General features: G+C 66.7%; 18 protein-coding genes. 6 read left to right on the forward strand and 12 right to left on the reverse strand.

Going from position 1 to position 21,862, the window contains the following annotated elements:
* The first annotated feature begins 110 nt into the window (after positions 1-110).
* The 3 genes from ACFQXB_RS08855 to pcaF are packed head-to-tail and all read left to right on the forward strand — an operon-like array spanning position 111 to position 2,721.
* Positions 111-851 (forward strand): 3-oxoacid CoA-transferase subunit A, encoded by a 741-nt coding sequence (locus ACFQXB_RS08855; RefSeq protein ID WP_377402327.1) that lies wholly within the window; start codon positions 111-113, stop codon positions 849-851.
* Positions 848-1,519, forward strand: coding sequence for a 3-oxoacid CoA-transferase subunit B (locus tag ACFQXB_RS08860; protein ID WP_377402330.1), 672 nt, complete (start codon positions 848-850; stop codon positions 1,517-1,519). The genes ACFQXB_RS08855 and ACFQXB_RS08860 overlap by 4 nt, the downstream gene beginning before the upstream one ends.
* Before the next feature lie 2 nt (positions 1,520-1,521).
* Positions 1,522-2,721, forward strand: coding sequence for a 3-oxoadipyl-CoA thiolase (gene pcaF / locus ACFQXB_RS08865; protein WP_377402333.1), 1,200 nt, complete (start codon positions 1,522-1,524; stop codon positions 2,719-2,721).
* Positions 2,722-2,736: 15 nt separating this feature from the next.
* Here pcaF and ACFQXB_RS08870 read toward each other — a convergent pair whose 3' ends face one another.
* Positions 2,737-3,333: a hypothetical protein gene (locus ACFQXB_RS08870; protein WP_377402336.1), complete on the reverse strand. Its 597-nt coding sequence runs from the start codon at positions 3,331-3,333 to the stop codon at positions 2,737-2,739.
* 192 nt (positions 3,334-3,525) lie between these two features.
* Here ACFQXB_RS08870 and ACFQXB_RS08875 point away from each other — a divergent pair, with 192 nt between their 5' ends.
* Positions 3,526-4,065 carry a gluconokinase gene (locus tag ACFQXB_RS08875; RefSeq protein WP_377402339.1) on the forward strand — a complete coding sequence of 180 codons (540 nt, stop codon included), beginning with the start codon at positions 3,526-3,528 and terminating at the stop codon, positions 4,063-4,065.
* On the opposite strand, the gene ACFQXB_RS08880 is transcribed toward ACFQXB_RS08875, so the two are convergent.
* The 6 genes from ACFQXB_RS08880 to ACFQXB_RS08905 form a co-directional block, all read right to left on the reverse strand.
* Complete coding sequence (locus ACFQXB_RS08880) at positions 4,062-5,243, reverse strand: Gfo/Idh/MocA family protein (protein ID WP_377402342.1); 1,182 nt, start codon at positions 5,241-5,243, stop codon at positions 4,062-4,064. The two genes, ACFQXB_RS08875 and ACFQXB_RS08880, sit on opposite strands and share 4 nt — an antisense overlap.
* Positions 5,200-5,943, reverse strand: coding sequence for a sugar phosphate isomerase/epimerase family protein (locus ACFQXB_RS08885; protein WP_377402345.1), 744 nt, complete (start codon positions 5,941-5,943; stop codon positions 5,200-5,202). The genes ACFQXB_RS08880 and ACFQXB_RS08885 overlap by 44 nt, the downstream gene beginning before the upstream one ends.
* A 191-nt stretch (positions 5,944-6,134) precedes the next feature.
* Positions 6,135-7,208 carry an ABC transporter ATP-binding protein gene (locus ACFQXB_RS08890; RefSeq protein ID WP_377402348.1) on the reverse strand — a complete coding sequence of 358 codons (1,074 nt, stop codon included), beginning with the start codon at positions 7,206-7,208 and terminating at the stop codon, positions 6,135-6,137.
* Positions 7,209-7,211: 3 nt separating this feature from the next.
* On the reverse strand, positions 7,212-8,105 hold the full coding sequence (locus tag ACFQXB_RS08895) for a carbohydrate ABC transporter permease (protein ID WP_377402872.1): 894 nt from the start codon (positions 8,103-8,105) through the stop codon (positions 7,212-7,214).
* Positions 8,106-8,130: 25 nt separating this feature from the next.
* A complete protein-coding gene (locus ACFQXB_RS08900) occupies positions 8,131-9,024 on the reverse strand; it encodes a carbohydrate ABC transporter permease (protein ID WP_377402351.1) in 894 nt (297 codons plus the stop codon).
* 57 nt (positions 9,025-9,081) lie between these two features.
* Positions 9,082-10,311 carry an ABC transporter substrate-binding protein gene (locus ACFQXB_RS08905; RefSeq protein WP_377402354.1) on the reverse strand — a complete coding sequence of 410 codons (1,230 nt, stop codon included), beginning with the start codon at positions 10,309-10,311 and terminating at the stop codon, positions 9,082-9,084.
* Positions 10,312-10,548: 237 nt separating this feature from the next.
* Between ACFQXB_RS08905 and ACFQXB_RS08910 the strand changes: the two genes are divergently transcribed.
* Complete coding sequence (locus tag ACFQXB_RS08910) at positions 10,549-11,622, forward strand: LacI family transcriptional regulator (RefSeq protein ID WP_377402356.1); 1,074 nt, start codon at positions 10,549-10,551, stop codon at positions 11,620-11,622.
* Positions 11,623-11,759: 137 nt separating this feature from the next.
* On the opposite strand, the gene ACFQXB_RS08915 is transcribed toward ACFQXB_RS08910, so the two are convergent.
* From ACFQXB_RS08915 to ACFQXB_RS08925, 3 genes are read right to left on the reverse strand one after another with little or no spacing between them, the layout of a single operon-like run.
* The gene (locus ACFQXB_RS08915; RefSeq protein ID WP_377402359.1) at positions 11,760-12,686 is read right to left on the reverse strand and encodes an NAD(P)/FAD-dependent oxidoreductase; all 927 of its coding nucleotides are present in this window, start codon (positions 12,684-12,686) and stop codon (positions 11,760-11,762) included.
* Positions 12,683-13,882, reverse strand: a complete 1,200-nt coding sequence (locus ACFQXB_RS08920) for an osmoprotectant NAGGN system M42 family peptidase (RefSeq protein ID WP_377402362.1) — start codon at positions 13,880-13,882, stop codon at positions 12,683-12,685. The genes ACFQXB_RS08915 and ACFQXB_RS08920 overlap by 4 nt, the downstream gene beginning before the upstream one ends.
* A gap of 3 nt (positions 13,883-13,885) precedes the next feature.
* A complete protein-coding gene (locus tag ACFQXB_RS08925) occupies positions 13,886-15,661 on the reverse strand; it encodes an N-acetylglutaminylglutamine amidotransferase (RefSeq protein ID WP_377402365.1) in 1,776 nt (591 codons plus the stop codon).
* 258 nt (positions 15,662-15,919) lie between these two features.
* On the opposite strand from ACFQXB_RS08925, the gene ngg reads away from it, so the two are divergent.
* Entirely contained in the window at positions 15,920-17,683 is a 1,764-nt protein-coding gene (gene ngg, locus ACFQXB_RS08930; protein WP_377402368.1) for an N-acetylglutaminylglutamine synthetase, read from the forward strand.
* Positions 17,684-18,000: 317 nt separating this feature from the next.
* On the opposite strand, the gene ACFQXB_RS08935 is transcribed toward ngg, so the two are convergent.
* Together ACFQXB_RS08935 and adhP are read right to left on the reverse strand one after the other, a co-directional pair.
* Positions 18,001-20,199 carry a putative bifunctional diguanylate cyclase/phosphodiesterase gene (locus ACFQXB_RS08935; RefSeq protein ID WP_377402371.1) on the reverse strand — a complete coding sequence of 733 codons (2,199 nt, stop codon included), beginning with the start codon at positions 20,197-20,199 and terminating at the stop codon, positions 18,001-18,003.
* Between the two features lie 562 nt (positions 20,200-20,761).
* Positions 20,762-21,787 carry an alcohol dehydrogenase AdhP gene (adhP, locus tag ACFQXB_RS08940; RefSeq protein WP_377402374.1) on the reverse strand — a complete coding sequence of 342 codons (1,026 nt, stop codon included), beginning with the start codon at positions 21,785-21,787 and terminating at the stop codon, positions 20,762-20,764.
* Between the last annotated feature and the right edge of the window lie 75 nt (positions 21,788-21,862).

Consider the following 21,862-nt stretch of genomic DNA (forward strand, 5'->3'; position numbering starts at 1 on the left):
CCGTGCGATATGTGAACAAATAACACATAGCGCACAAAACGGCTGGACGCCAGCCCTGCCTGCCCGCTATGCCTGCCGGGCAGAAGCCAGACCGGCAGAAGGACAGGCAGATGGACAAGACAGTTCCCGATCTCGCAACGGCCGTGGCGGGCATCAAGGACGGGATGACGGTGATGATCGGCGGTTTCGGCGGCTCGGGCGCGCCGATCGAGCTGATCCACGCGCTCATCGACCGCTTTGTTGCGACCGGCCACCCCAGGGATCTTACCGTCGTCAACAACAACGCCGGCAACGGGCATGTGGGCCTTGCCGCCCTGATCGAACAGGGGATGGTGCGCAAGCTGATCTGCTCCTTCCCGCGCTCGGCCGATCCGGTGGTGTTCACGCAACGCTACCTTGCCGGCGAGATCGAGCTGGAGCTGGTGCCGCAGGGCACGCTCGCGGAACGGATCCGTGCCGGCGGCGCAGGCATTCCCGCCTTCTACACGCCCACCAGCTTTGGCACCGATCTGGCCAAGGGCAAGCCGGTTGCCGAGTTCGACGGCCGCCCCTATGTGCAGGAGCGCTGGCTGCGGGCCGATGTCGCGCTGGTCAAGGCGCATCTGGGTGACCGGCTGGGCAACCTGACCTACCGGATGGCGGCGCGCAACTTCAACCCGCTGATGTGCATGGCCGCCACCACGACGGTGGTTCAGGTCAGCCGCATCGTCGAACCGGGCGGGATCGATCCCGAAGCCGTCATCACCCCCGGCATCTTCGTGCAGGCGCTGGTCGAGGTTGCCGACCCGGCGCAGGAAGAGGCGCTGAACCGCGCCCAGGCCGTTTATCCCGAACCCGAGGCCACGACATGACCACCAAGCTTTCCCCCGCCCAGATGGCCTGGCGCGCCGCCCAGGACATTGCCGATGGCGCCTATGTCAACCTTGGCATCGGCTTTCCGGAAATGGTCGCGCGGTTCCAGCCCCCCGGGCGCGAGGCGATCTTTCACACCGAAAACGGCATCCTTGGCTTCGGCGAGGCCCCGGCCCCCGGTTCCGAGGACTGGGATCTGATCAATGCCGGCAAGAAGGCCGTCACGATCAAGCCGGGCACGGCCTTCTTCCACCACGCCGACAGCTTTGCGATGGTCCGTGGCGGGCATCTGGATGTGGCGATCCTTGGCGCCTATGAGGTGGCCGAGACCGGCGATCTTGCCAACTGGTCCACCGGCCCGCGCGGCGTGCCGGCGGTGGGCGGGGCGATGGATCTTGTGCACGGCGCGCGCCGGGTGGCGGTCATCACCGATCATGTCACCAAGGACGGCAAGCCGAAGCTCGTTGAACGCTGCAGCCTGCCGCTGACCGGTGTGGGCTGCGTGACCCGGATCTATTCCAGCCTTGCCGTCATCGACATCGCCGAGGGGCATTTCGTGCTGCGCGACAAGCTGCCGTCGCTGAGCCTTGAAGAACTCCAGGCCCTGACCGGGGCCAGGCTGCATCTGGACGGCCCTGTCGCCGACCTCATCGTCCCCGAGGTATGACCATGAACGACGTATTCATCTGCGACTATATCCGCACCCCGATCGGCCGCTATGGCGGCAGCCTGTCATCGGTGCGCCCCGATGATCTGGGCGCCGTGCCGCTGCGCGCGCTGATGGCGCGCAATCCGGGCGTGGATTGGGAAGCGGTCGATGACGTGATCTATGGCTGCGCCAACCAGGCCGGCGAGGACAACCGCAACGTGGCGCGGATGTCCGCGCTTCTGGCGGGGCTTCCCGTCGGCGTCACCGGCACGACCGTCAACCGGCTGTGCGGATCGGGGATGGATGCGGTGCTCATCGCGGCCCGTGCCATCGCGGCCGGCGAGGCCAGCCTGATGATCGCGGGCGGCGTCGAAAGCATGAGCCGGGCGCCCTTCGTCATGCCCAAGGCCGACAGCGCATTCTCGCGTCAGGCCGAGATCTTTGACACGACGATCGGCTGGCGCTTCGTGAACCCGGCGATGCATGCGGCCTATGGCACGGATTCGATGCCCCAGACCGGACAGAACGTGGCCGACGATTACGGCATCAGCCGCGAGGCGCAGGATGCGATGGCACTGGGGTCGCAGACCCGCGCCGCAGCCGCGCAGGCCAATGGCCGGCTTTCGCGGGAAATCACGCCCGTGACCATTCCGCAGCGCAAGGGCGACCCGCTGATCGTCGATCGCGACGAACATCCCCGCGCAACCACGGCGGAAACGCTGGCCAAGCTGCGCCCGCTGTTCCCGAACGGTTCTGTCACCGCGGGTAATGCGAGCGGCGTGAACGATGGCGCGGCGGCGCTGATCCTTGCATCGGCCGAGGCCGCGCGCGCGCATGGGCTGACACCGGTGGCCCGGATCCTTGGCGGTGCCACAGCCGGTGTCCCGCCCCGGATCATGGGGATCGGGCCGGCGCCTGCGGCGGCCAGGCTCATGGCGCGGCTGGGGCTCGGCGCGTCTGATTTCGACGTGATCGAGCTGAACGAGGCCTTCGCGGCACAGGGTGTGGCCACGCTGCGGCAGTTGGGCATTGCGGATGACGATCCGCGGGTCAATCCCAACGGCGGTGCCATTGCACTAGGTCATCCGCTGGGCATGTCGGGTGCGCGCATCACCGGCACGGCGGCGCTGGAACTGACGCTGACCGGTGGCAAGCGGGCGCTGGCCACCATGTGCATCGGCGTGGGCCAGGGCATCGCCATCGCGGTGGAGCGGGTCTGACCCGCCCCCTTGGCCTCAGGCCGTGGTGAAGAACCGCTCGGCGGGAAGATAACCTGCCAGCCGGGCGGCGGCGCACCATTCCCGCTCGGGGGTGGTATCGCCGACCAGAACAACCTCGCCGGGCGACAGAGGCGCCCCCGGCCCCGCCGTCAGCACATCCAGAACGCGCTGGCGCGCCTCGGCCCAGGGCCCAAACGGCGCCGGCGCCGGGCCAGCCGCCTCAAGCAGGCCCGCCGACAGGCGGATCATCCGCGGCCCGTCAAGGCGTCCCTGCGCAAGACCGATGCGCCCGCAGTTGATCAACGCCTCCAGCCGTGCCGCGCGATCGGCGGGCAGCGCCGGTTCCGGCGGCAGCAGCCGCAGCGCGTTCGAGGAAAACAGGAAGGCGATCACGTCATGCCCGCTGGCCGCGCGGATCGAGGCATAGCTGCGATAATCCAGCCCCAGTTCCCGCGCCCGCCGCAGCCGGAGCCGCAGCACCTCGATCGGAAGCTGGGGCAACAGTTGCCGCCGCGCCTCGGTCCAGCTGTGGCGGCGCCAACTGCGCCCCGCAGACATGTCTGGCCCCCGGTTGTGACCGATGCCGGCCAGCCCATGCGGATCTGCTGTCATTGCGCCCCTCATCCAAAGCCTGGGCCGCAGCCTAGCGCATGGCCCGAGCTGCGCAAGCCTCCTGTCCGTTGCGCGTGATCCCATCCCGACCTGGCTCGCCGCTTTCGTCACCACCCATCTGTTCAGGGCCAGATCGCAGTTGATCGCCCGCCCCGCCCCGCCTATCATGTGAGCGCTAACAGGGAGGTTGCCATGGATGCGCCACGGGTCGTTGTTGCCGGCGTTTCGGGCTGCGGCAAAAGCACGGTTGGTGCCGCACTTGCCGCGCGGCTGGGGCTGACCTTTGTCGATGGCGACGATTATCACAGCGCGGCGAATATCGCCAAAATGGCCGCCGGCACGCCGCTTGACGATGCCGACCGTGCAGACTGGCTTGACCGGATTGCCGCGCGGCTGGCGCAGCCGGGCGGGCTGGTGCTGGCCTGTTCGGCCCTGCGCCGGCGCTACCGCGACCGGCTGCGTGCGGCGGCGCCGGGGGTGATTTTCGTGTTTCTGGAGGGGGATTATGCCACCATCGCGCGACGCCTTTCGGGGCGCGAGGGGCATTTTCTGACCGACAGCGGGCTGCTGCAGTCGCAATTCGAGGCGCTTGAACCGCCCACCGAGCCCGGCTGCTGGCGCATTCCGGTAGATCAGCCGCCCGAGGCGGTTCTGGACGCGGCACTTGCCGCCGTCGATCGGGCGCTGCGGGCCGAGGCCCCCGAAGGGGCCGCGGCCAAGGCCAGAGGCTAGGCCAGAAGCGCGCGCGCCTCATCTGGCCCCAGGGGCGCCGGCTGGGTGCAGGTGGTGGTCATCTCGACAAAGCGACCCTCCTCGCCCGAGGCAAGGATCGCCATCATCACCTCGATCCCGTGCAACGCCAGATCAAGCGAACAGCGATGCGGCCGCCCCTCGATCAGCGCCACCGCCATGTCGGCCAGCCCCGCGCCGCGGTAGTTCGCCATGGCGCCCCGCGCATGTTCCTGATTGGGGATGCCGAAAGGATGGTCCCAGGCGGGCTCGGGCACGATCTCGCCATCGGTGCCCGCAAATTCCACGAGGCCGCCGAAGAAGTTCGGGTCGGGCAGGAACAGCGATCCCTCGGCACCGAACAGTTCGGTGTTCACACGCCGATGTGCCCAGACATCCCAGCTTGCCGAGAGGGTGAAGGTCGCGCCATTGCAGAACTCCAGCAGCGCATGGATGTTGGTGGGCGTGCGCACGGTGATCTTTTCGCCCCGGCGCGGTTCGGATGTGACGGTGCGCGTCGGGCTGCCCATGCTGGTCAGCGCCGCCACCCGGCGCACGGGGCCGATCAGGTTGACGAGGTTCGACAGGTAGTAGGGTCCGAGATCAAGGATCGGCCCGCCGCCCGGCTGGAAGAAGAAGGCCGGGTTGGGGTGCCAATGCTCCATCCCGTGCGACATGACCGCCGCACCGCCGGCAATCACCTGCCCCAGCCGCCCTTCCTCGATCAGATGCCGCGCGTATTGATGCGCGCCGCCCAGGAAGGTGTCGGGGGCGCAGCCCACCCGCAGGCCACGCGCCTCGGCCAGGGCGCGCAGTTCCAGCCCCTCCTGCAGTGACAGCACCAGAGGCTTTTCGGAATAGACATGCTTGCCGGCTTCAAGCGCCGCCCTGGAGACGGCGAAATGCGCATCGGGGATCGTCAGGTTGACGATGATGTCGATATCGGGGTTGCCCAGCAGATCCTCGACCGACTGGGCCACGATCCCGTATTCCGCCGCCCGCGCCTGCGCGGCAGAAAGATCGAGATCGGCACAGGCCCGCATCTCGATGCCACGAAACAGCGGCGCCAGAGACAGATAGGTGACCGAGATATTGCCGCAGCCGATGATGCCAAGGCCCAGCGTTGCGGGGCGGACTTCAGAAGGCCGCGATGGCGCGGGATGCAAAACGGTGGTGGTCATCGGGGTTATCGTGCTCCATGATGAAATATGTGCAGTTGGTGCCGCGCAGCGCCGTCATCAGCGCCGGCCAGTCCATCGTGCCGTGGCCGGGATCGGCCCAGCCGTCTTCGGCGGTGGTGCCCTCGGGGGCGATATCCTTGATGTGGACGGCAGTTATCCGCGCGCCGTGGCGGGCGATCCACTCCAGGGGATCTGCGCCACCGCGCAGGATCCAGGCCAGGTCGGCCTCCCATTCCAGATCGGGACCGCCCTCGAAGATCGCTTCTTGCGGGATGGTGCCGCAGGCGAGCGGTCTGAACTCGAAGTCGTGGTTGTGCCAGCCAAAGCCGATGCCGGCCGCGCGCAGGGGGGCGCCCGCCGCCTGCAGCCGTGCCCCGAAGTTCCGCCAGCCGGTGGGATCGTGCGGGCGTTCTTCGGGTCCGAGGAAGGGGATATAGATCTTTTTCAGGCCCAGCCGCGCTGCGATCGCGATCACGCGGTCGGGCTCTTCCTCCAGCATCGAAAGGGCCATATGGGCGGTGGGCATGGCAAGGCCGGTGTCCTGGAGGGCATCGGCCAGGCGCGTCACCATCTCGGGGTCGGCATAAAGCGCGCCGTAGCCTTCGACCGCGACATAGCCAAGATCGCGGAGCATCCGCAGCGTGTCCTCCAGCGGCGGGAAGTTGCGCGAGCTGTAAAGCTGATAGGAAAACTGGGTCATCGGTCCTCTCTGAAGAATGAAAACAGTCAGCCGCTTCCGGGCCGCAGAACGGCCGGCGAGGGCAGAGCCAGGATGACAGGCCCTAGCGTTTGCGGGGCTTTGCGGCGGGCGACGGGGCGCGGATCATCGGCAACGTCCTGCAGTGCGGGCGCGGGCCTTCGATGGCCAGAAGGCGGCGGAACGGAGACATGTCACATCCTCTGCCCGCTTCGCGCGTCGAAGACCGAAGCTTTCGTGATGTCGGGCACAAGCCAGACCTCGTCCCCTGGCGCGTGCCGCGTTTCCGCCGGGACACGGACCGAGATCTGCGCGCCAGCACTGCGGAGCCAGACAAGACTGTCTGCCCCCATGGGTTCGTCCAGATCGACGATGGCGTTGATCCCTTCTGCCACGGGCGTCGTGCTGATGCGCAGATGTTCGGGCCGCAGCCCCAGGACCGCATCGGCGCAATCCAGAAGCCGCCCGCCGTCATAGCCCGCAAGCGGCACAAGCTGGTCGCCGAAGCGGAACCCCCTGCCGCCCTGCACCACTGCGCCATTGAGGAAGTTCATCGCCGGAGAGCCGATGAACCCGGCCACGAACAGGTTCGCGGGCTTGTTGTAGATCACCTGCGGCGCATCGAGCTGCTGGATCACGCCGCCGCGCATCACCGCGATCCGGTCGGCAAGCGTCAGCGCCTCGATCTGGTCATGGGTCACATAGACCATCGTGTTTCCCAGCCGGTTGTGCAGCCGCTTCAGTTCCACCCGCAGTTCCGAGCGCAGCTTGGCATCGAGATTCGAGAGCGGTTCGTCGAACAGGAACACATCCACATCGCGCACCAGCGCCCGGCCGATGGCCACCCGCTGCCGCTGCCCGCCCGACAGGGCACCGGGCTTGCGGTCCAGCAGCGCCTCGATCTGCAGGATCTCGGCGGCGCGGGCGACACGGGCGTCGATTTCGGCCCTGGGCATCCGCTGGTTCTTCAAGCCGAAGCTCAGGTTCCCGCGCACCGTCATCTGCGGATAAAGCGCGTAGGACTGGAACACCATGCCGATGCCGCGCCGCGAGGGTTCATCCCAGGTCACATTGCGGTTCTTGATGAAGATCTGTCCTTCGGTGATGTCCAGAAGCCCGGCGATGCAGTTCAGCAAGGTGGACTTGCCGCAGCCCGACGGGCCAAGCAGCACCAGAAACTCACCGTCGCGGATATCGAGGTTCAGCGTGTCGAGCACCGTCAACGCCCCGAAGGACAGTTTCAGATCCCGGATCGAAATGCTTTGCATGGCTTATCCTTTCACCGCGCCGGCGGCGATGCCGCGCACGAACAGCCGGCCCGAGACGAAGTAGATCGTCAGCGGCACCAGCCCGGTCAGCAGCGTTGCCGCCATGTTGACGTTGTATTCCTTGACCCCCTGGACCGAGTTGACGATGTTGTTCAGCTGCACCGTCATCGGATAGCTGTCGGGGCGGGTGTAGATCACGCCGAACAGGAAGTCGTTCCAGATCCCCGTCACCTGCAGGATAAGCGCGACCACGAAGATCGGCAGGCTCATCGGCATCATGATCTTGAAGAAGATCGTCCAGAAACCGGCGCCATCGACACGGGCAGCCTTGAACAGCTCTTCCGGGATCTGCGCGAAATAGTTGCGGAAAAGCAGCGTCAGGATCGGCATGCCGAAGATCGTATGCACAAGAACCAGGCCCCAGACGCTGCCGTAAAGGCCAAGGTCGCGCAACAGGATCACGATCGGGTAGATCATCACCTGATAGGGGATGAAGGCACCGATGATCAGGATCGCAAAGAAGGTCTCCGAGCCGCGAAACCGCCACATCGACAACGCATAGCCGTTGACCGAGGCGATCGCGATCGACAGCACCAGCGACGGGATCAGGATGCGAACCGAATTCATGAACCCCCGGCTGAGCCCGTCGCAGTTGAGCCCGGTGCAGGCCTGCGACCAGGCCTTCACCCAGGGCTCGAAGGTGATTTCCAGCGGCGGGGCAAAGACGCTGCCCATCCGGATTTCGGGCATGCCCTTGAGCGAGGTGACCACCATCACGTAAAGCGGCAGCAGGTAGTAAAGCGAGATCAGGCCAAGCGTGCCATAGATCAGGACATTGCGCCGGGTCAGCACCCGCTGCGGGCGCCGGCCACGCGGCTCGGCGCGTGCGGGCGCCAGGGCGACAGCAGCATCTGGGGCAGCATCAGCCACGTTTCTTTCCTCCGAATTCAAGATAGGCCCAGGGGATCAGCACCACCGCCACCGACAGCAGCATCATGGTCGAGGCCGCAAAGCCCTGACCGAGGTTCTGCGAGCGGAACATGTGGTCATAGACGTATTTGGCCGGCACTTCCGACGCGATGCCCGGCCCGCCCGAGGTCTGGGCGACCACGAGGTCATAGACCTTGACGATCCCGGTCGCGATCAGCACCAGCGCGGTGATGAAGACCGGCCGCATCATCGGGATGATGATCATCACATAGGTTTTCCAGGTTGGAATGCCGTCCACCCGCGATGCCTTCCAGATATCCTCGTCGATGCTGCGCAGCCCGGCCAGCATGATGCACATGATCAGCCCCGTCCCCTGCCAGAGCCCGGCGATCAGGATGCCGTAGATGACGATGTCGGGGTTGTAGAGCGGATCGAAGGAAAAGCTTTCCCAGCCGAGGCTGCGCACCATGGACTGGACCCCGAACTCGGGGTTGAGGATCCATTGCCAGACAAGCCCCGTCACGATGAAGCTGAGCGCGAAGGGATAGAGCAGGATGGTGCGGAACGCACTTTCAAAGCGGATCTTCTGATCCAGCAGCGCCGCCAGCACGAAGCCGATCGCAAGGCTGAACACCATCATGAAGAAACCGAAGATCGCGAGGTTCTCGATCGACACGATCCAGCGGTTGGAGCTCCACAGCCGTTCGTACTGGGCAAGGCCGACGAAATCGGTGCGCGGCAGCAACCGGGACGAGGTGAAGGAATGCACGACCGTCCAGGCGGTGCAGCCGATGAAGATCACCAGCGCCGTGAAGATCATGGGAAGCGAGGCGATCTTGGCGCTGAGGTTGCGCATCAGGCGATGCGGGCGGGCAGAGGCAGCCATGCGGTTCTCCTGCAAGGGGCGCGTCACCGGGCGGGGCCGCTGGCGACGCGCCGTTGCTCAGTCGGCGCTGGCGATGATGCTGGCGAAACGGGCCTGCGCATCCTCGGGCGTCATCGAGAAGTCGTTCCAGAACTCGACCATCAGATCCTCGATCTGGCCCTGCGTGTCGGGCGAGATGACCATGGCAAGGTCAGGCACCGTATCGCCGCGCGTCAGGATCTCAAGCCCGCGTTTCATGCAGTCATTGGCGGCACCCATGTCGATATCGGTGCGCACCGGCAGCGATCCCTTGCGCAGGTTGAAGGCGACCTGCGTGTCCGGGGCGATCAGATGCGAGGCAAGCGCAAGCTGCCCCTCCCGGATCGCGGGGTCGCGATTGACGGGGAAATAGAAGGCATCGCCGCCGGTCGAGATCACCTCGTTCACGCCAAGGCCGGGCAGGCAGCTGTAATCCTCGCCGGCGACAAGGCCCGCGATGGCAAATTCGCCCTGCGCCCAGTCCCCCATGATCTGCCCGCCGGCGGCGCCGGTGATCACCATGTTCGTTGCCTGGTTCCAGTCCTGGACATTGCTGCCGGCCGACAGGCGTCGCGCCACATCGACCCCGGCAAAGACCTCGGCCATGCCCGCGCTTGCGGCGGCATCCGCGTCCTTCTCCTCATAGACCTGGCGCCACAGGTCCAGCCCGCCAAGCGCGATGGACATGACGTTGAAGGTGCCGTTGCTTTGCCAGGACTGCTGGCCCACGGCGAGAGGAACCTTGCCGGCCTCTTCAAGCGCGGGGGCGGCGGCCACGAATTCCTCCCAGTTGGTCGGCACCTCGACACCGGCATCCTCGAAGGCCTGATGCGAGAGCCAGAGCCATTGCCACGAATGGATGTTCATCGGCACGCAATAGACGCGACCATCAACGGTGCAGGCATCCAGCAGCGTGACCGGCGTCACGATATCGCGCCACCCCTCGGCCTCGGCCAGTTCGGTAAGGTCGAGCATCAGCCCCGCCTCGATCAGCTCCTCCGCCTGCCGACCGTGGTTGAGCTGCGTCGCCGCCATCGGATCGCCGCCCAGAATCCGGCTGATGATGATGGGTCGTGCCGTGCCCGATCCGCCGGCGATCGCCCCATCGACCCAGCGGTGTTCGCCGCGTTCGTCGAACATGCGCGCCACTTCGGACACCGCCGCAGCTTCGCCGCCCGATGTCCACCAATGGGCGATCTCAAGATCGGCGGCAGATGCGGCAGCGGGCATGACGGCCCCCAGTGCCACCAACTTCCAGAAACTGGACATTACTCTCTCCTCCCGGTATCTAAAACGTTATAGTTTGCACTATATCGTTGATGTAAACGTTCTCAAGGAAAAGTTGATGGCGATCAACCCGCAAAATCGATGCAAGATTTTCGTGCAGAAGCGGCGCTCTGCGCCGGCTTTTCCCGCAACACGAGCAACTTCCGGGGCGAAAGGACAGCGATGCTGCCGCATCACCGGCACTACGGCGGCCCCCGCCTTTCGCGCGGATCCGGCAGGATGAGCGGCCCCTTTCCGCCCGCCGTCCCGCCGCTGCCGGAGGGTGATTCGGTGCCTCTGGCCGCCCCTGCCCGGCCCACGCTCAAGACCATCGCGGCGCTGACCGGGCTTGCCGTGGCCACCGTGTCACGCGCGCTCAAGGATGCGCCCGATATCGGCGAGGCCACGAAAGAGCGGGTGCGCGCGGTGGCGCATCAGGTGGGCTATCGTCCCAACCGGGCCGGGGTCCGTCTGCGGACCGGCAAGACCAATGTGGTCGCGCTGGTTCTCTCGGCGGAACATGACGTGATGAACCATACCGCGCGACTGATCTATTCCGTCGCGGCGGCGCTGCGTGAAACGCCCTACCACATGATCGTGATGCCGTTCTTTGCCTCGGAAGATCCGATGCTGCCGATCCGCTATCTTGTCGAAAGCGGCTCGGCCGACGGGATCATCATCAACCAGATCCGCCCCCAGGACCCGCGGGTGCGCTACATGCATGACCGCAACGTCCCCTTCGCCACCCATGGCCGCAGCGACATGGGGATCAGCCATGCCTTCGCCGATTTCGACAATGAAGGCTATGCCCGGCTGGCCGTGCAGGCCCTGGCCGCGCGGGGACGCCGGCGGCTCGTGCTCATTTCCCCGCCCGCCGATCAGTCCTATGGCGCCCACATGATCCGTGGCTTTCTGGATGAAGCGCGCCGCTGCAACCTGAGCGCCGAGGTTCTGCCCGATGTGAGCAGCGATGCCGGCGGCGACCGGATCGAGGCGGTGCTGAGGGGCCTGCACAGCCGTGCCGCGCCGATGCCTGACGGCTTCGTTTCCGGATCGACAACGGGCGCGGTCTGCGCCGTTGCCGCCGCCGAGGCTGCCGGCCGTCAGATCGGAACCGACTTCGACGTCGCCGCGAAAGAGGCCATTCCCTTCCTGCACCGCTTCCGCAAGGACATGATCGTGGTGCGCGAGGATATCTCGCATGTCGGGGACTTTCTGGCACGGGCGGTCATCAACGCGATCGAGGCGCGCAGCAGCGACACGTTCCAGTGGCTGGAGCAACCGTTCATTCACCCTCGTCGTGCCGGCGCATAGCCCCCGGCCGTCGTGTCGCGCCATGACAGCAGGCGCGCGCGCCCGCACAAGGCCGGCCACGCCGGGTCCGTCGAGGCTGCGGCCGATGCCCGCCGGATCCGGCCGCGCCAGACAGCGCTCCGGCGGACCGGGGGCGATCAGCCCGGCAGCACCCGCAATTCCTCGCGGCGCAGACGATTGTGGATCTCGACCGCGGCAATCTCGGCCTGGGCCATCGCTACGGCGATCTGGTTCAGCCCCGTGACGACATCGCCCGCGGCATAGACACCGGGAACCGAGCATTCCTGACGGCGATCGGTGACGATGCGACGGTCCGGCGTCAGCTCCAGCCCGAGCTGTTCGCCAAGATCGCTTTGCGCCGTGACCCCGAGCCCGGAATAGATGGCATCAAAGGTCAGGCGAACATGATCCTCGAGGCAGATCTCGACGATGCGGTCATCGCCGAAGCGGATGTCCCGCACCGGCTGGTCCTGCACCACGATTCCCGCGCCGCGCAGCCGCCCAAGCGCCGCGGGGGGCAGATCCAGACGGCGACCCAGCGTGACGATCGTGATCCGGTCGGTATAGCTGCGCAGAAACAGCGCTTCGCCCGCCGCGCAGGCCTCATGTCCGATCACGGCAAGGCGGCGATCGGTCATCTCGTATCCATCGCAGATCGGGCACTGACGGATACGGCCCTCCAGCACATGCGCCACCGCGTCGCGGACCGGTGGCAGGTGATCGCGCACGCCGGTGGCAAGGATCAGGTGCCGCGCCAGCACCATGTCGTCGCCCGCCGTCACCTTGAAGCGGCCGTCAGGCATGGGCACAACCGCCGTCACCGCCGCAGAGACCGGGCTGTGCCCGAACCCGCCCAGTTGCCTGCGCATCCGCTGCAACAGGTCATGGCCGTTGATGCCCCCCGGAAAGGCCGGGTGATTATGGCTGCGCGGGATCCAGGCTGCACGGCTGTCGCCGGCGCCGAACAGCCTGAAGCTGCGCCGGAACCGTGCCAGAAAGATCGCCGCCGTCAGGCCCGCAGGGCCCGCCCCCACGATGCAGCAGTCGATTTCGGGAATGTTCATGCAGCGCTGCCGTCGGCTTCGGGAAGCGGGTAGTCCGGCGGCAGATCCTCTTCGTCGAAGGGCCGCTGCTGCGCGGGGGGTGCGTCCTGGCGGGTGAAGCCCTGCAGGCTTCCGAACGGCTGATAGTCGCGCGGGATCTCCACCTTGCTCAGGGCATGGGCGGTCAGAAGCTCGGCCACCGAGCGCAGGGCGTGCATGTGGATCCGTTCATAGCCGTGGCTGGCATCCACGCCAAAGGTGACAAGCGCGGTGCGCACATCCGCCCCTGCCTCGATCGCCGAGGCGCTGTCGGACCGATAGTAGCGGAACACATCCTTGCGATAGCGGATATCATTGGCGCGGCACAGCGCGGCCAGCTTGCGCGTCAGGTGGAAATCGAACGGGCCCGTCATGTCGGCCGCCGCGATCGTCACCCCGAATTCCGAGGAGTTCTGCCCGGGCGCCGAGGTGCCGTTGTCCACGGCCACCATCGAGGCGACATCCGCCGGAAGAACCGAGGACGCCCCGTGACCGACCTCTTCCGAGATGGTGAACAGCCAGTGCACATCCACCGGGGGCGGGGGCGCATCCTGAAGGGCGCGCATCGCGGCAAGCATCAGCGCCACGCCGGCCTTGTTGTCCAGATGGCGCGAGACGATGAAGCCGTTGTCCAGGAACTCGGGCTGCGGATCAATGGCCACCGTGTCGCCCACCTCGATTCCCAGTCGCTCCAGCGCCGGCGCATCCATCGCAAAGGCATCCACCCGCAGTTCGACATGGGGCCAGCCGCTGGGCTGGCTGTCGATCTCGTCGGCAAAGGTGTGGCCCGATGCCTTGAGCGGCAGCACCGTGCCCCGATAGCTGCCCTTTTCGCAGAAGATCGTGCAGCGCGCGCCCTCGGCGAAACGCGCCGACCACGAGCCGATCGGCACCAGTTCCAGCCGCCCGTTGGGCTTGAGCGCCTTGACCTGGGCGCCCAGCGTATCGACGTGGCTGACGATGGCGCGCGCGCCTTCGGCACGTTCCCCGGCCAGACGCGCCCGGATCGCCCCGCGCCGGGTCAGCACATAAGGCAGGTGCAGCCGCTCAAGCTCCTGGCAGACATGGCGCACGACCTGATCCGTATAGCCGGTGGGGCTCGGGATCGACAGCAGCGCCTGCAACTGCTGGCGCAGGTAGTCCACATCGATCGGAAGGCGGGGCGTGGGTGTGGTCATCCCTCAGGCCTCGATGTCCTGAAGCCACATTTCCAGAACCGCCGCCTGCCACAGTTCCGACCCGCGCAGCCGGGTGATGTGATCGGCAGGTGCTGCGAACAGCTGTTCAAGATACTCCGGGCGAAAGATCCCCCGGCTGCGGGCGGAGTCCGAGGTCAGCGTGTCGCGCACCATCTCCAGATAGGGGCCATCGATGTATTTCAGCGCCGGCACCGGGAAATAGCCCTTGGGCCGGTCGATCACCTCGGCCGCGATCACCTGGCGCGCGGCCTCTTTCAGCACGCCCTTGCCGCCCTGGGCCAGCTTGTGCCGCGCGGGGATGCGGCCGGCCAGTTCGACCAGTTCGTGATCCAGAAACGGCACCCGCGCCTCAAGACCCCAGGACATGGTCATGTTGTCCACGCGCTTGACCGGATCGTCCACCAGCATGACATTGGTGTCCAGGCGCAAGGCCTTGTCCACCGGATCATCGGCGCCCGGCAGCCCGAAATGATGGGTCACGAAGGCCAGGCTCTCGTCCTTGTCGGCCAGGTAGTCGGGCGACAGGTGCTGCGCAAGCCGGGCGTGGCTGCGATCGAAAAAGGCCGCGGCATAATCGGTCACCGGATCGGCGGACCCGGCAAGCGGCGGATACCAGTCATAGCCGCCAAAGACCTCATCGGCCCCCTGCCCCGACTGCACGACCTTGATTGTTTTCGACACTTCGCGCGACAGAAGGAAGAAGCCGATGTTGTCATAGGACACCATCGGTTCCGACATGGCCGCGATCGTCGCCGGCAGGTTCGCGCGCATTTCGTCGGAAGGAATGAAGATCTTGTGGTGATCGGTTTCGTAATGGCGCGCGATCAGGTCGGAATAGCGGAATTCGTCGCCCTTTTCGCCCTTGGCCTCTTCGAAGCCGATCGAGTAGGTGGCAAGGCCGCGCTGCCCCTCTTCAGCCAGAAGCCCGACGATCAGCGAACTGTCCACGCCCCCCGAAAGAAGCACGCCGACCGGCACATCCGACACCATGCGCCGACGCACCGCAATCCGCAGCGCCTCGAGCACGCGCTCGCGCCATTCCTCCATCGGCCGGGCCTCATCCTCGGGGCTGCGCAGGAAGCTTGCGGTCCAGTAGACGGTATCGCTGTGACTGCCATCGGGGGCATAGCGGCGGATCGTCGCCGGGGGCAGCTTGCGCACGGCCTGCAACAGGGTGCGGGGCGGGGGCACCACTGCATGCCAGGTCATGTAGTGATGCAGTGCCACGCGGTCGAGGGTCAGATCCACATCGCCCCCCGCCAGTAGCGCCCGCAGCGTCGAGGCAAAGCGCAGGCCCTTGCCCGTTTCGGTATAGTAAAGCGGCTTGATCCCGAAGCGGTCCCGCACCAGCGTCACGGCGCCGCTGGCCCAGTCATGCACCGCAAAGGCGAACATGCCCGCGAAACGCTCGACAGCCGCAGGCCCCCATTCCGCCCAGGCGCGCAGCACCACCTCGGTATCCGAGGTTGACCGGAAGCTGTGGCCGGCGGCTTCAAGCTCCTGCCGCAGTTCGGGATAGTTGTAGATGCAGCCATTGAAGACCAGTGACAGGCCGAGTTCCGGCACGACGAAGGGCTGGGCGCCGGCCTCGGTCGGGTCGATCACCATCAGGCGGCGATGGCCAAAGCCCACCGATCCGCGCTGGAAGATGCCTGCCCCATCGGGGCCGCGGCGCTCCATCGCGGCCGTCATCGCCTGCAGGCGGCGTTCCGAAGTCTCGCTGCCGTCAAAGTTGATCTCGCCGCATATGCCGCACATCTGGCCCTCGTTCTCTGCTTTCCGTCGGGTGGCCCCGCAGGCCGCCGGCAATCCAACGGGAAAACGCGGGGGATGTTCCGTCCCGGGGCCGCCGCAGCACGAAACCGGCGGAGGACGACAGCGGATGGGCGGGCGTTGCGGGGAACAAAATCCGGCGCGTTCCGTTCGCCCTCTGCCGGTTCCGGCACCGGGCTTTCCGGTTCACCGCATCCCGAAGGCATGCCCCTTCGGCCGACATCCCAGGCAAGGAGAGATCCTGTGCAAAAGCCGCAGGCCAGACACACGACCGCCCCGTTCCCGCAGTTCGCAGCGCCGCCGGGGGAAGGCGCGCCGCAGGCCGATCATCCTGCGGCCGGGGGGACAGTCGTAGAGTGCGGCTGGGGCCGGCTGATCTTTGCCCAGACGTTCAGCGCGCATGAGGATCTTGCCACGGCGCTGCGCGCCGAGCGGCGCGGCGATCGTGACATCGCCTTTTATGTGGCCGAGCCGCAGATCCTGCTGGCCGTCGCGCCGCAGGCGTTGTTTCTGGATCCGTCGCATTGCCTGCGGCTTGATCTTGCCCGGGGAACCCCCGTCCCGGAGGCGGCGCTTCCGTTCCGGATCCGCCCGGTTCAGGGCAGCGCCGATATCCGCGCCGTCAACGCGATCTATGGCGCCCACGGCATGGTCCAGTTGCCGGACGATTTCCACCGGATCGGGCAGGGCGACACGGTCACGCTGCTGGTGGCCGAGGACCGGACGACGGCCGAGATCCTGGGCGCGGTCATGGGGGTGGATCATGTCGCGGCCTTCGATGATCCCGAGGGCGGAAGCTCGCTCTGGAGCCTTGCCGTGGCGCCGCAGGCGCCGCACGGGCGGATGGGCGAATATCTGGTGCGCGCCGTGGCGGACCGGTTCCGCGGCCTCGGACGCCGCTTTCTTGATCTGACGGTGATGCAGGGCAATGCCGAGGCGATGGCGCTTTACGAAAAGCTCGGCTTCCGCCGGGTGCCGGTGTTTTCGGTGAAATGCAAGAACAGCATCAACGAACGGCTCTATGCCGGCACCGTGCCCGGCGAAGGGCTGAACCCCTATGGGCGGCTGATCGTCGACGAGGCCAGCCGCAGGGGCATTCATACCGAGATCATCGATGCCGAGGCCGGGTTCTTCAAGCTCAGCTATGGCGGGCGCAGCGTGCGCTGCCGGGAATCGCTCAGCGAATTCACCTCGGCCGTGGCGATGTCGATCTGCGACGACAAGCGCGTCACCCACCGGATCGTCGCCGCGGCCGGCGTCGTGGTGCCCGAACAGATCAGCGCCGACCCGCCCGAGGCCGCGGCAGACTTCCTGCGCCGGGTCGGAAAGGTGGTGGTCAAGCCCGCGCGCGGCGAACAGGGCCGCGGTGTGGCGGTGGGCATTACCACCGAGGCGCAGCTGGTGACCGCCTGCGAACAGGCGCGCCAGATCTGCGCCGAGGTGATTGTCGAGCACTGCGTGGAGGGCGAGGATCTGCGCATTGTGGTCATCGATTATCAGGTCGTGGCTGCCGCACTGCGCCGCCCGCCGCGGGTGGTCGGCGACGGGCACAGCAGCATCGGCGATCTGATCGCCCGCCAGAGCCGTCGTCGCGCTGCTGCCACGGGTGGCGAAAGCACAATTCCCGTCGATGCCGAAACCCGTGCCTGCCTTGCGGAAGCCGGGGTGACCCTAGACGATGTGCTGCCCCGGGGCGTGGAACTCGTGGTGCGCCGGGCGGCCAATCTGCATACCGGTGGCACGATCCATGATGTCACCGATCGCCTTCATCCGGCGCTGGCCCAGGCGGCGATTGCGGCGGCGCGCGCGATCGACATCCCGGTCACCGGTATCGACCTGATCGTTCGCGCGCCCGAAGCGCCGGATTACGTGTTCATCGAGGCGAACGAGCGGCCGGGCCTTGCCAATCACGAACCGCAGCCCACGGCGGAACGGTTCATCGACCTTCTGTTCCCGCTCTCGGTCCGGCCGGCGTCCGACTCTGACAGCGCGCCCAGCGTCGTCTGAGGGCGGCTTGCGCTGCACCGCGGCCGCAGCGCGCCTGGCCCGGATTCCAAGCCTGATGCGGGCGGGGGCCCACAGGCTGGACGCGGGCCGGAACGGATACTGCGCGCTTGGCCCGGATCGCCCTCATGCCCCCGTTCTCATGTGGCCATCACGAGGCAAGGCCTCGGGCGGCTCCCCTCCCGGTCGCGGCTGTCGACGCTGCCCGGCCCGAAAGCGCCGCGCGACACAACCGGGGCGCTGCGTCCATGGCCAGCCGCGACAGGGGAGGCCCGGCCCCTCCGGATCGCAGGGGCTGCTGCGGCACCCGCTGGTGCGGCTCAGGCGCTGGCGGGGCTGGGGCGGCAGTAGCGATGCATAAGCTGGACAGGCTCCATCGGTTCCGAAAAGAGCTGCCCCCGGAAGCGGCTGCAGCCGAGATCCAGCAACAGCGCATGTTCCTGCGCCGTCTCGACCCCATCGGCAGACACTTTCATCCCCACCCCCCGCGCGAGGTCAACCATGACCTGGGCCACCCGCAGCAGGTAGTCGTCCTCCTCGAGCCGGCGCACGAAGGTGCGGTCAATGCGCAGCGTATCGATCCCCAGGCTGCGCATCGCCGGAAGGGCGGCAAAGCGGGTTTCGAAATTGCTGACCGACACCGAGACGCCCAGACGCTTGATCTCGGCGATGCCCCGGATCATCGCCTCGTCCTCGCCCTGCCGGCCGCCGGGGGTCAGGCCCAGTTCCAGCCGCGAGGGCGAAAGCCCCGTCGCCACAAGGATGGTGGTCAGCTTGCGCGGAAACTGGTCGTCGCGCAGCTGGATGGGTGAGACATCCACCGCGATTTCCGGCAGGTCCGCTTCGGCGGCAAACTTGCAGGCCCGCGACAGGGCCTGCTGTCCAAGCGCCTGCACCAGGCCGCGTTCTTCGGCCAGCGGCACGAAGAGTTCGGGTCCAAGCGTCCCCTGTTCGGGGTGGTTCCAGCGCAGGGCGCTTGCAGCACCCGAGAACTGCCCCCGCCCGTCGAAAACCGGCTGATAGACGGTAACAAGCTCCAGGCCGGTTTGAAGCGCCCGGCGCAGATCGCGCTCCATGTCGTTGCGGCGCAGCATTGTCCGGGCCATGGAACTGTCAAAGACGCGATGCCGCGCGCGTCCGTCCCTTTTCGCGCGATACAGGGCAAAATCGGCCTTGCGCATCAGCGCGTCGGGCTCTTCGGGCCGGACAGGATCGGCCGCGACGCAGCCGATGCTGGCCGAGGCATGAATCACTTCGCCGCTCAGCTCGTAGGGCTGGGAAAGACGTCGTGCCAGGTCGGCGCAGAACCTGTCCTGCCCTTCTGAAGAGCGTGCCCGCAGCACAACCGCGAATTCATCCCCGCCCAGCCGCGCCGGCAGATCGCCGGGTCGCAGCGCATCCTGAAGGCGGCGGGCCACGACCCGGATAAGCTCATCTCCGGCCGGATGGCCGAGGGAATCGTTGACCAGCTTGAAACGGTCCACATCCAGACACACCAGGCCGACGGTTGGTCCGCCAGCAGCAAGATCCTTCAATGCCGCTGTCAGATGTCGTTCGAAACTGGCGCGATTCGGCAGCCCGCTGAGCGGATCATGCAAGGCAAGGTGCCGGGCCTTTTCCTCGCTGCGCTGCAACCGGACCGAGGCATTGACCAGAAGCCAGGACAGAAGCGCCACCACCATGCCGCCAATGGCAAGCGCCAGTGCGAAGGCCGGAACAAGTTCCCGCACAAGCACCATCCCTGGCCGGCTGGGGTTCCAGGCGAACCACATGATCGGGCGGCCCTGCGCGTCGGCAAGCGCCACGGCCCGCACCGTCGGATCATCGGGGGGTTCGGACAGGAAGCGCGGCTGGTTCAGTTCGATCGGTGCCGCCACCCGTTCCGAGAGGGCGGCGTCGATATATCTGACGGCGACGTGCAGGAACTCGCGCCCCACCGGCTGGACAAGGCGATCGGTGTCGGGGACGATCGGAACGATGCTGACCATGGAACCCCGTCCGCCGATCGTCACGAGATCGCCGACCGACATATGGGCGATCACCTCGGTCGCATCGGCAAGGCCGACACTGGCCGCCCGCATTTCCCGCCGCATGTCGCCGATAAGCGCCGCCAGCACCGGTGCCCTGTCGCCCCAGTCTTCGGGGGGGACCGTGGTGCCGTCGCGCCAGACATAGGTGAGATACCCTTCGGGCGAGACCAGCATGGTCTCGTCGTGGCCGAAATACTCCTGCAGCCAGGTGCCGAGGTTCTCGATCAGCCATTGGCGGTTGTCGCTCTGGGCGGCGCGGACGGCGTCATCCCAGATGGTCGCGCTTTGTTGCTGAACCGGAAGCTGTTCCTGTTCGGCTTTCAGCCGATGCAGGGCAAGACGGCTTTCATGCTCTGCCGCCTCGGTGTCGGCCGCCCGGATCGCGGTGACGCCGAGAAACAGCGTGCCGGCAATTCCCGACAGCATGAGCACGCAGATCGCGGCAAGAAACTGATTAGAAAGGCTCAAAGGATACCTGAAAAACGACATGTATTCCCCTCTGCCCTGGTGTGGACACTTATCAGACAGGAATTCATGATGACATTTAACCGTGCAGAACACTCGGTTGCCATGGACCGGACCAGCACGCAACATGGCAGTGGATTCATTTTTATGTTTCTCGGCTGATGCTGCACGGATGCGACAAGACGCATCCGCGGCGCGCATCTGGCCAGGGCCGCGTCAGTCCCGCCCGGCCCGCCCGCGAAAACCGGCACAGGGGCCCGCGGTGGCGCCCTCCGCAGTGGCGGTTGCCGGCGCCTAATCCCGGGCGTCGGCAAGAGTGTCGGCAGGAGGGGCGCGAGAACCTGTCCCGGGCACGGCTTGGCCGCAGGTGGCGGTGCCCGGGGCGCGCTGCCGGCTCCGGACACCGGGATCCGCCTTCTGCCTGCGCCCACGGGAGATTTCGATACTGGCGAACGGCCGCGCATGGCGGCGATCAGCGTTTCGCCAGCATCATCTTCCGCCCTTCACATGAGCATCCGCCGGATGGTGCCCTCGCTTGCTTCGGCGCAGCTCGCGCATCTGCTTTCGGCGGGCGGCTGCGTAATGGCTACATCGTCACCACCATCCGGCCCTCGACCCGGCCATGCCGCAGATCGTCGAAGACATCATTGATCTTGTCCAGCGTCGTGAGGGTTCGGTGAACCCGGACCTTGCCTTCGCCCGCGATCCTCAGCGCCTCGTCCAGATCCTTGCGCCCGCCGACGATGGACCCGCGCAGCGTGATCCGCTTGAGCACGACATCGAAGATCGGCGTCGGGAACTCGCCTGGCGGCAGCCCGACCAGCGCGATCGTGCCGCGCCGCCGCACCAGTTGAAGTGCCTGCGCAAAGGCGGGCACCGACACGGCGGTGACCAGAACGCCATGCGCGCCGCCGCCGGTGGCTTCCCGCACCGTCTCGGCCGCGCCGGGCTGTCCCGCATCCACGGCCAGATCCGCGCCAAGGCTTCGGGCCAGGGCCAGCTTTTCCTCGCCCAGATCAAGGGCGGCCACATGCAGGCCCATCGCCTTGGCATATTGCACCGCAACATGCCCCAGACCGCCGATCCCCGAAATCGCAAGCCATTCGCCCGGGCGCGCCTCGGTTTCGATGATGCCCTTGTAGGTGGTGACGCCCGCGCAGAGGATGGGGGCGATATCGGCGAAATCCACGTTCTCCGGGAGGCGACCCACGTAGTCGGCGTTCCCGATCGCGTATTCCGCGAAACTTCCGTTCACGGTGTAACCGCTCATGTGCTGGGCCTCGCACAGCGTTTCCCAGCCGGTGATGCAATGCTCGCAGCGGCCGCAGGCGTCGTGCAGCCAGGCGATGCCCACCCTGTCGCCGACCTTCAGATGGGTGACGCCCTCGCCCAGTTCCTCGACCACCCCGGCGCCTTCGTGGCCGGGGATGAACGGCAGGCCGGGCTTGACCGGCCAGTCCCCGTCCGCCGCATGCAGATCGGTGTGGCAGACGCCGGTCGCAACGATGCGTACCAGCACCTCGCCCCGGCCGGGGCTGGGAACCGGCACCTGTTCAATCACCAGCGGCTTGCCGAATTCCCGCACCACCGCGGCTTTCATCATTCTGGCCATCTGCTGTTCCTCCTGAGGTTGCGTGATGGCAGGATGGCCGACGCGGGCCTTGACCGCCTTGATGCAGGTCAAGGC

Origin of the sequence: Halodurantibacterium daqingense (genome assembly GCF_042666235.1) — a bacterium.
GTDB lineage: Bacteria > Pseudomonadota > Alphaproteobacteria > Rhodobacterales > Rhodobacteraceae > Halodurantibacterium > Halodurantibacterium daqingensis.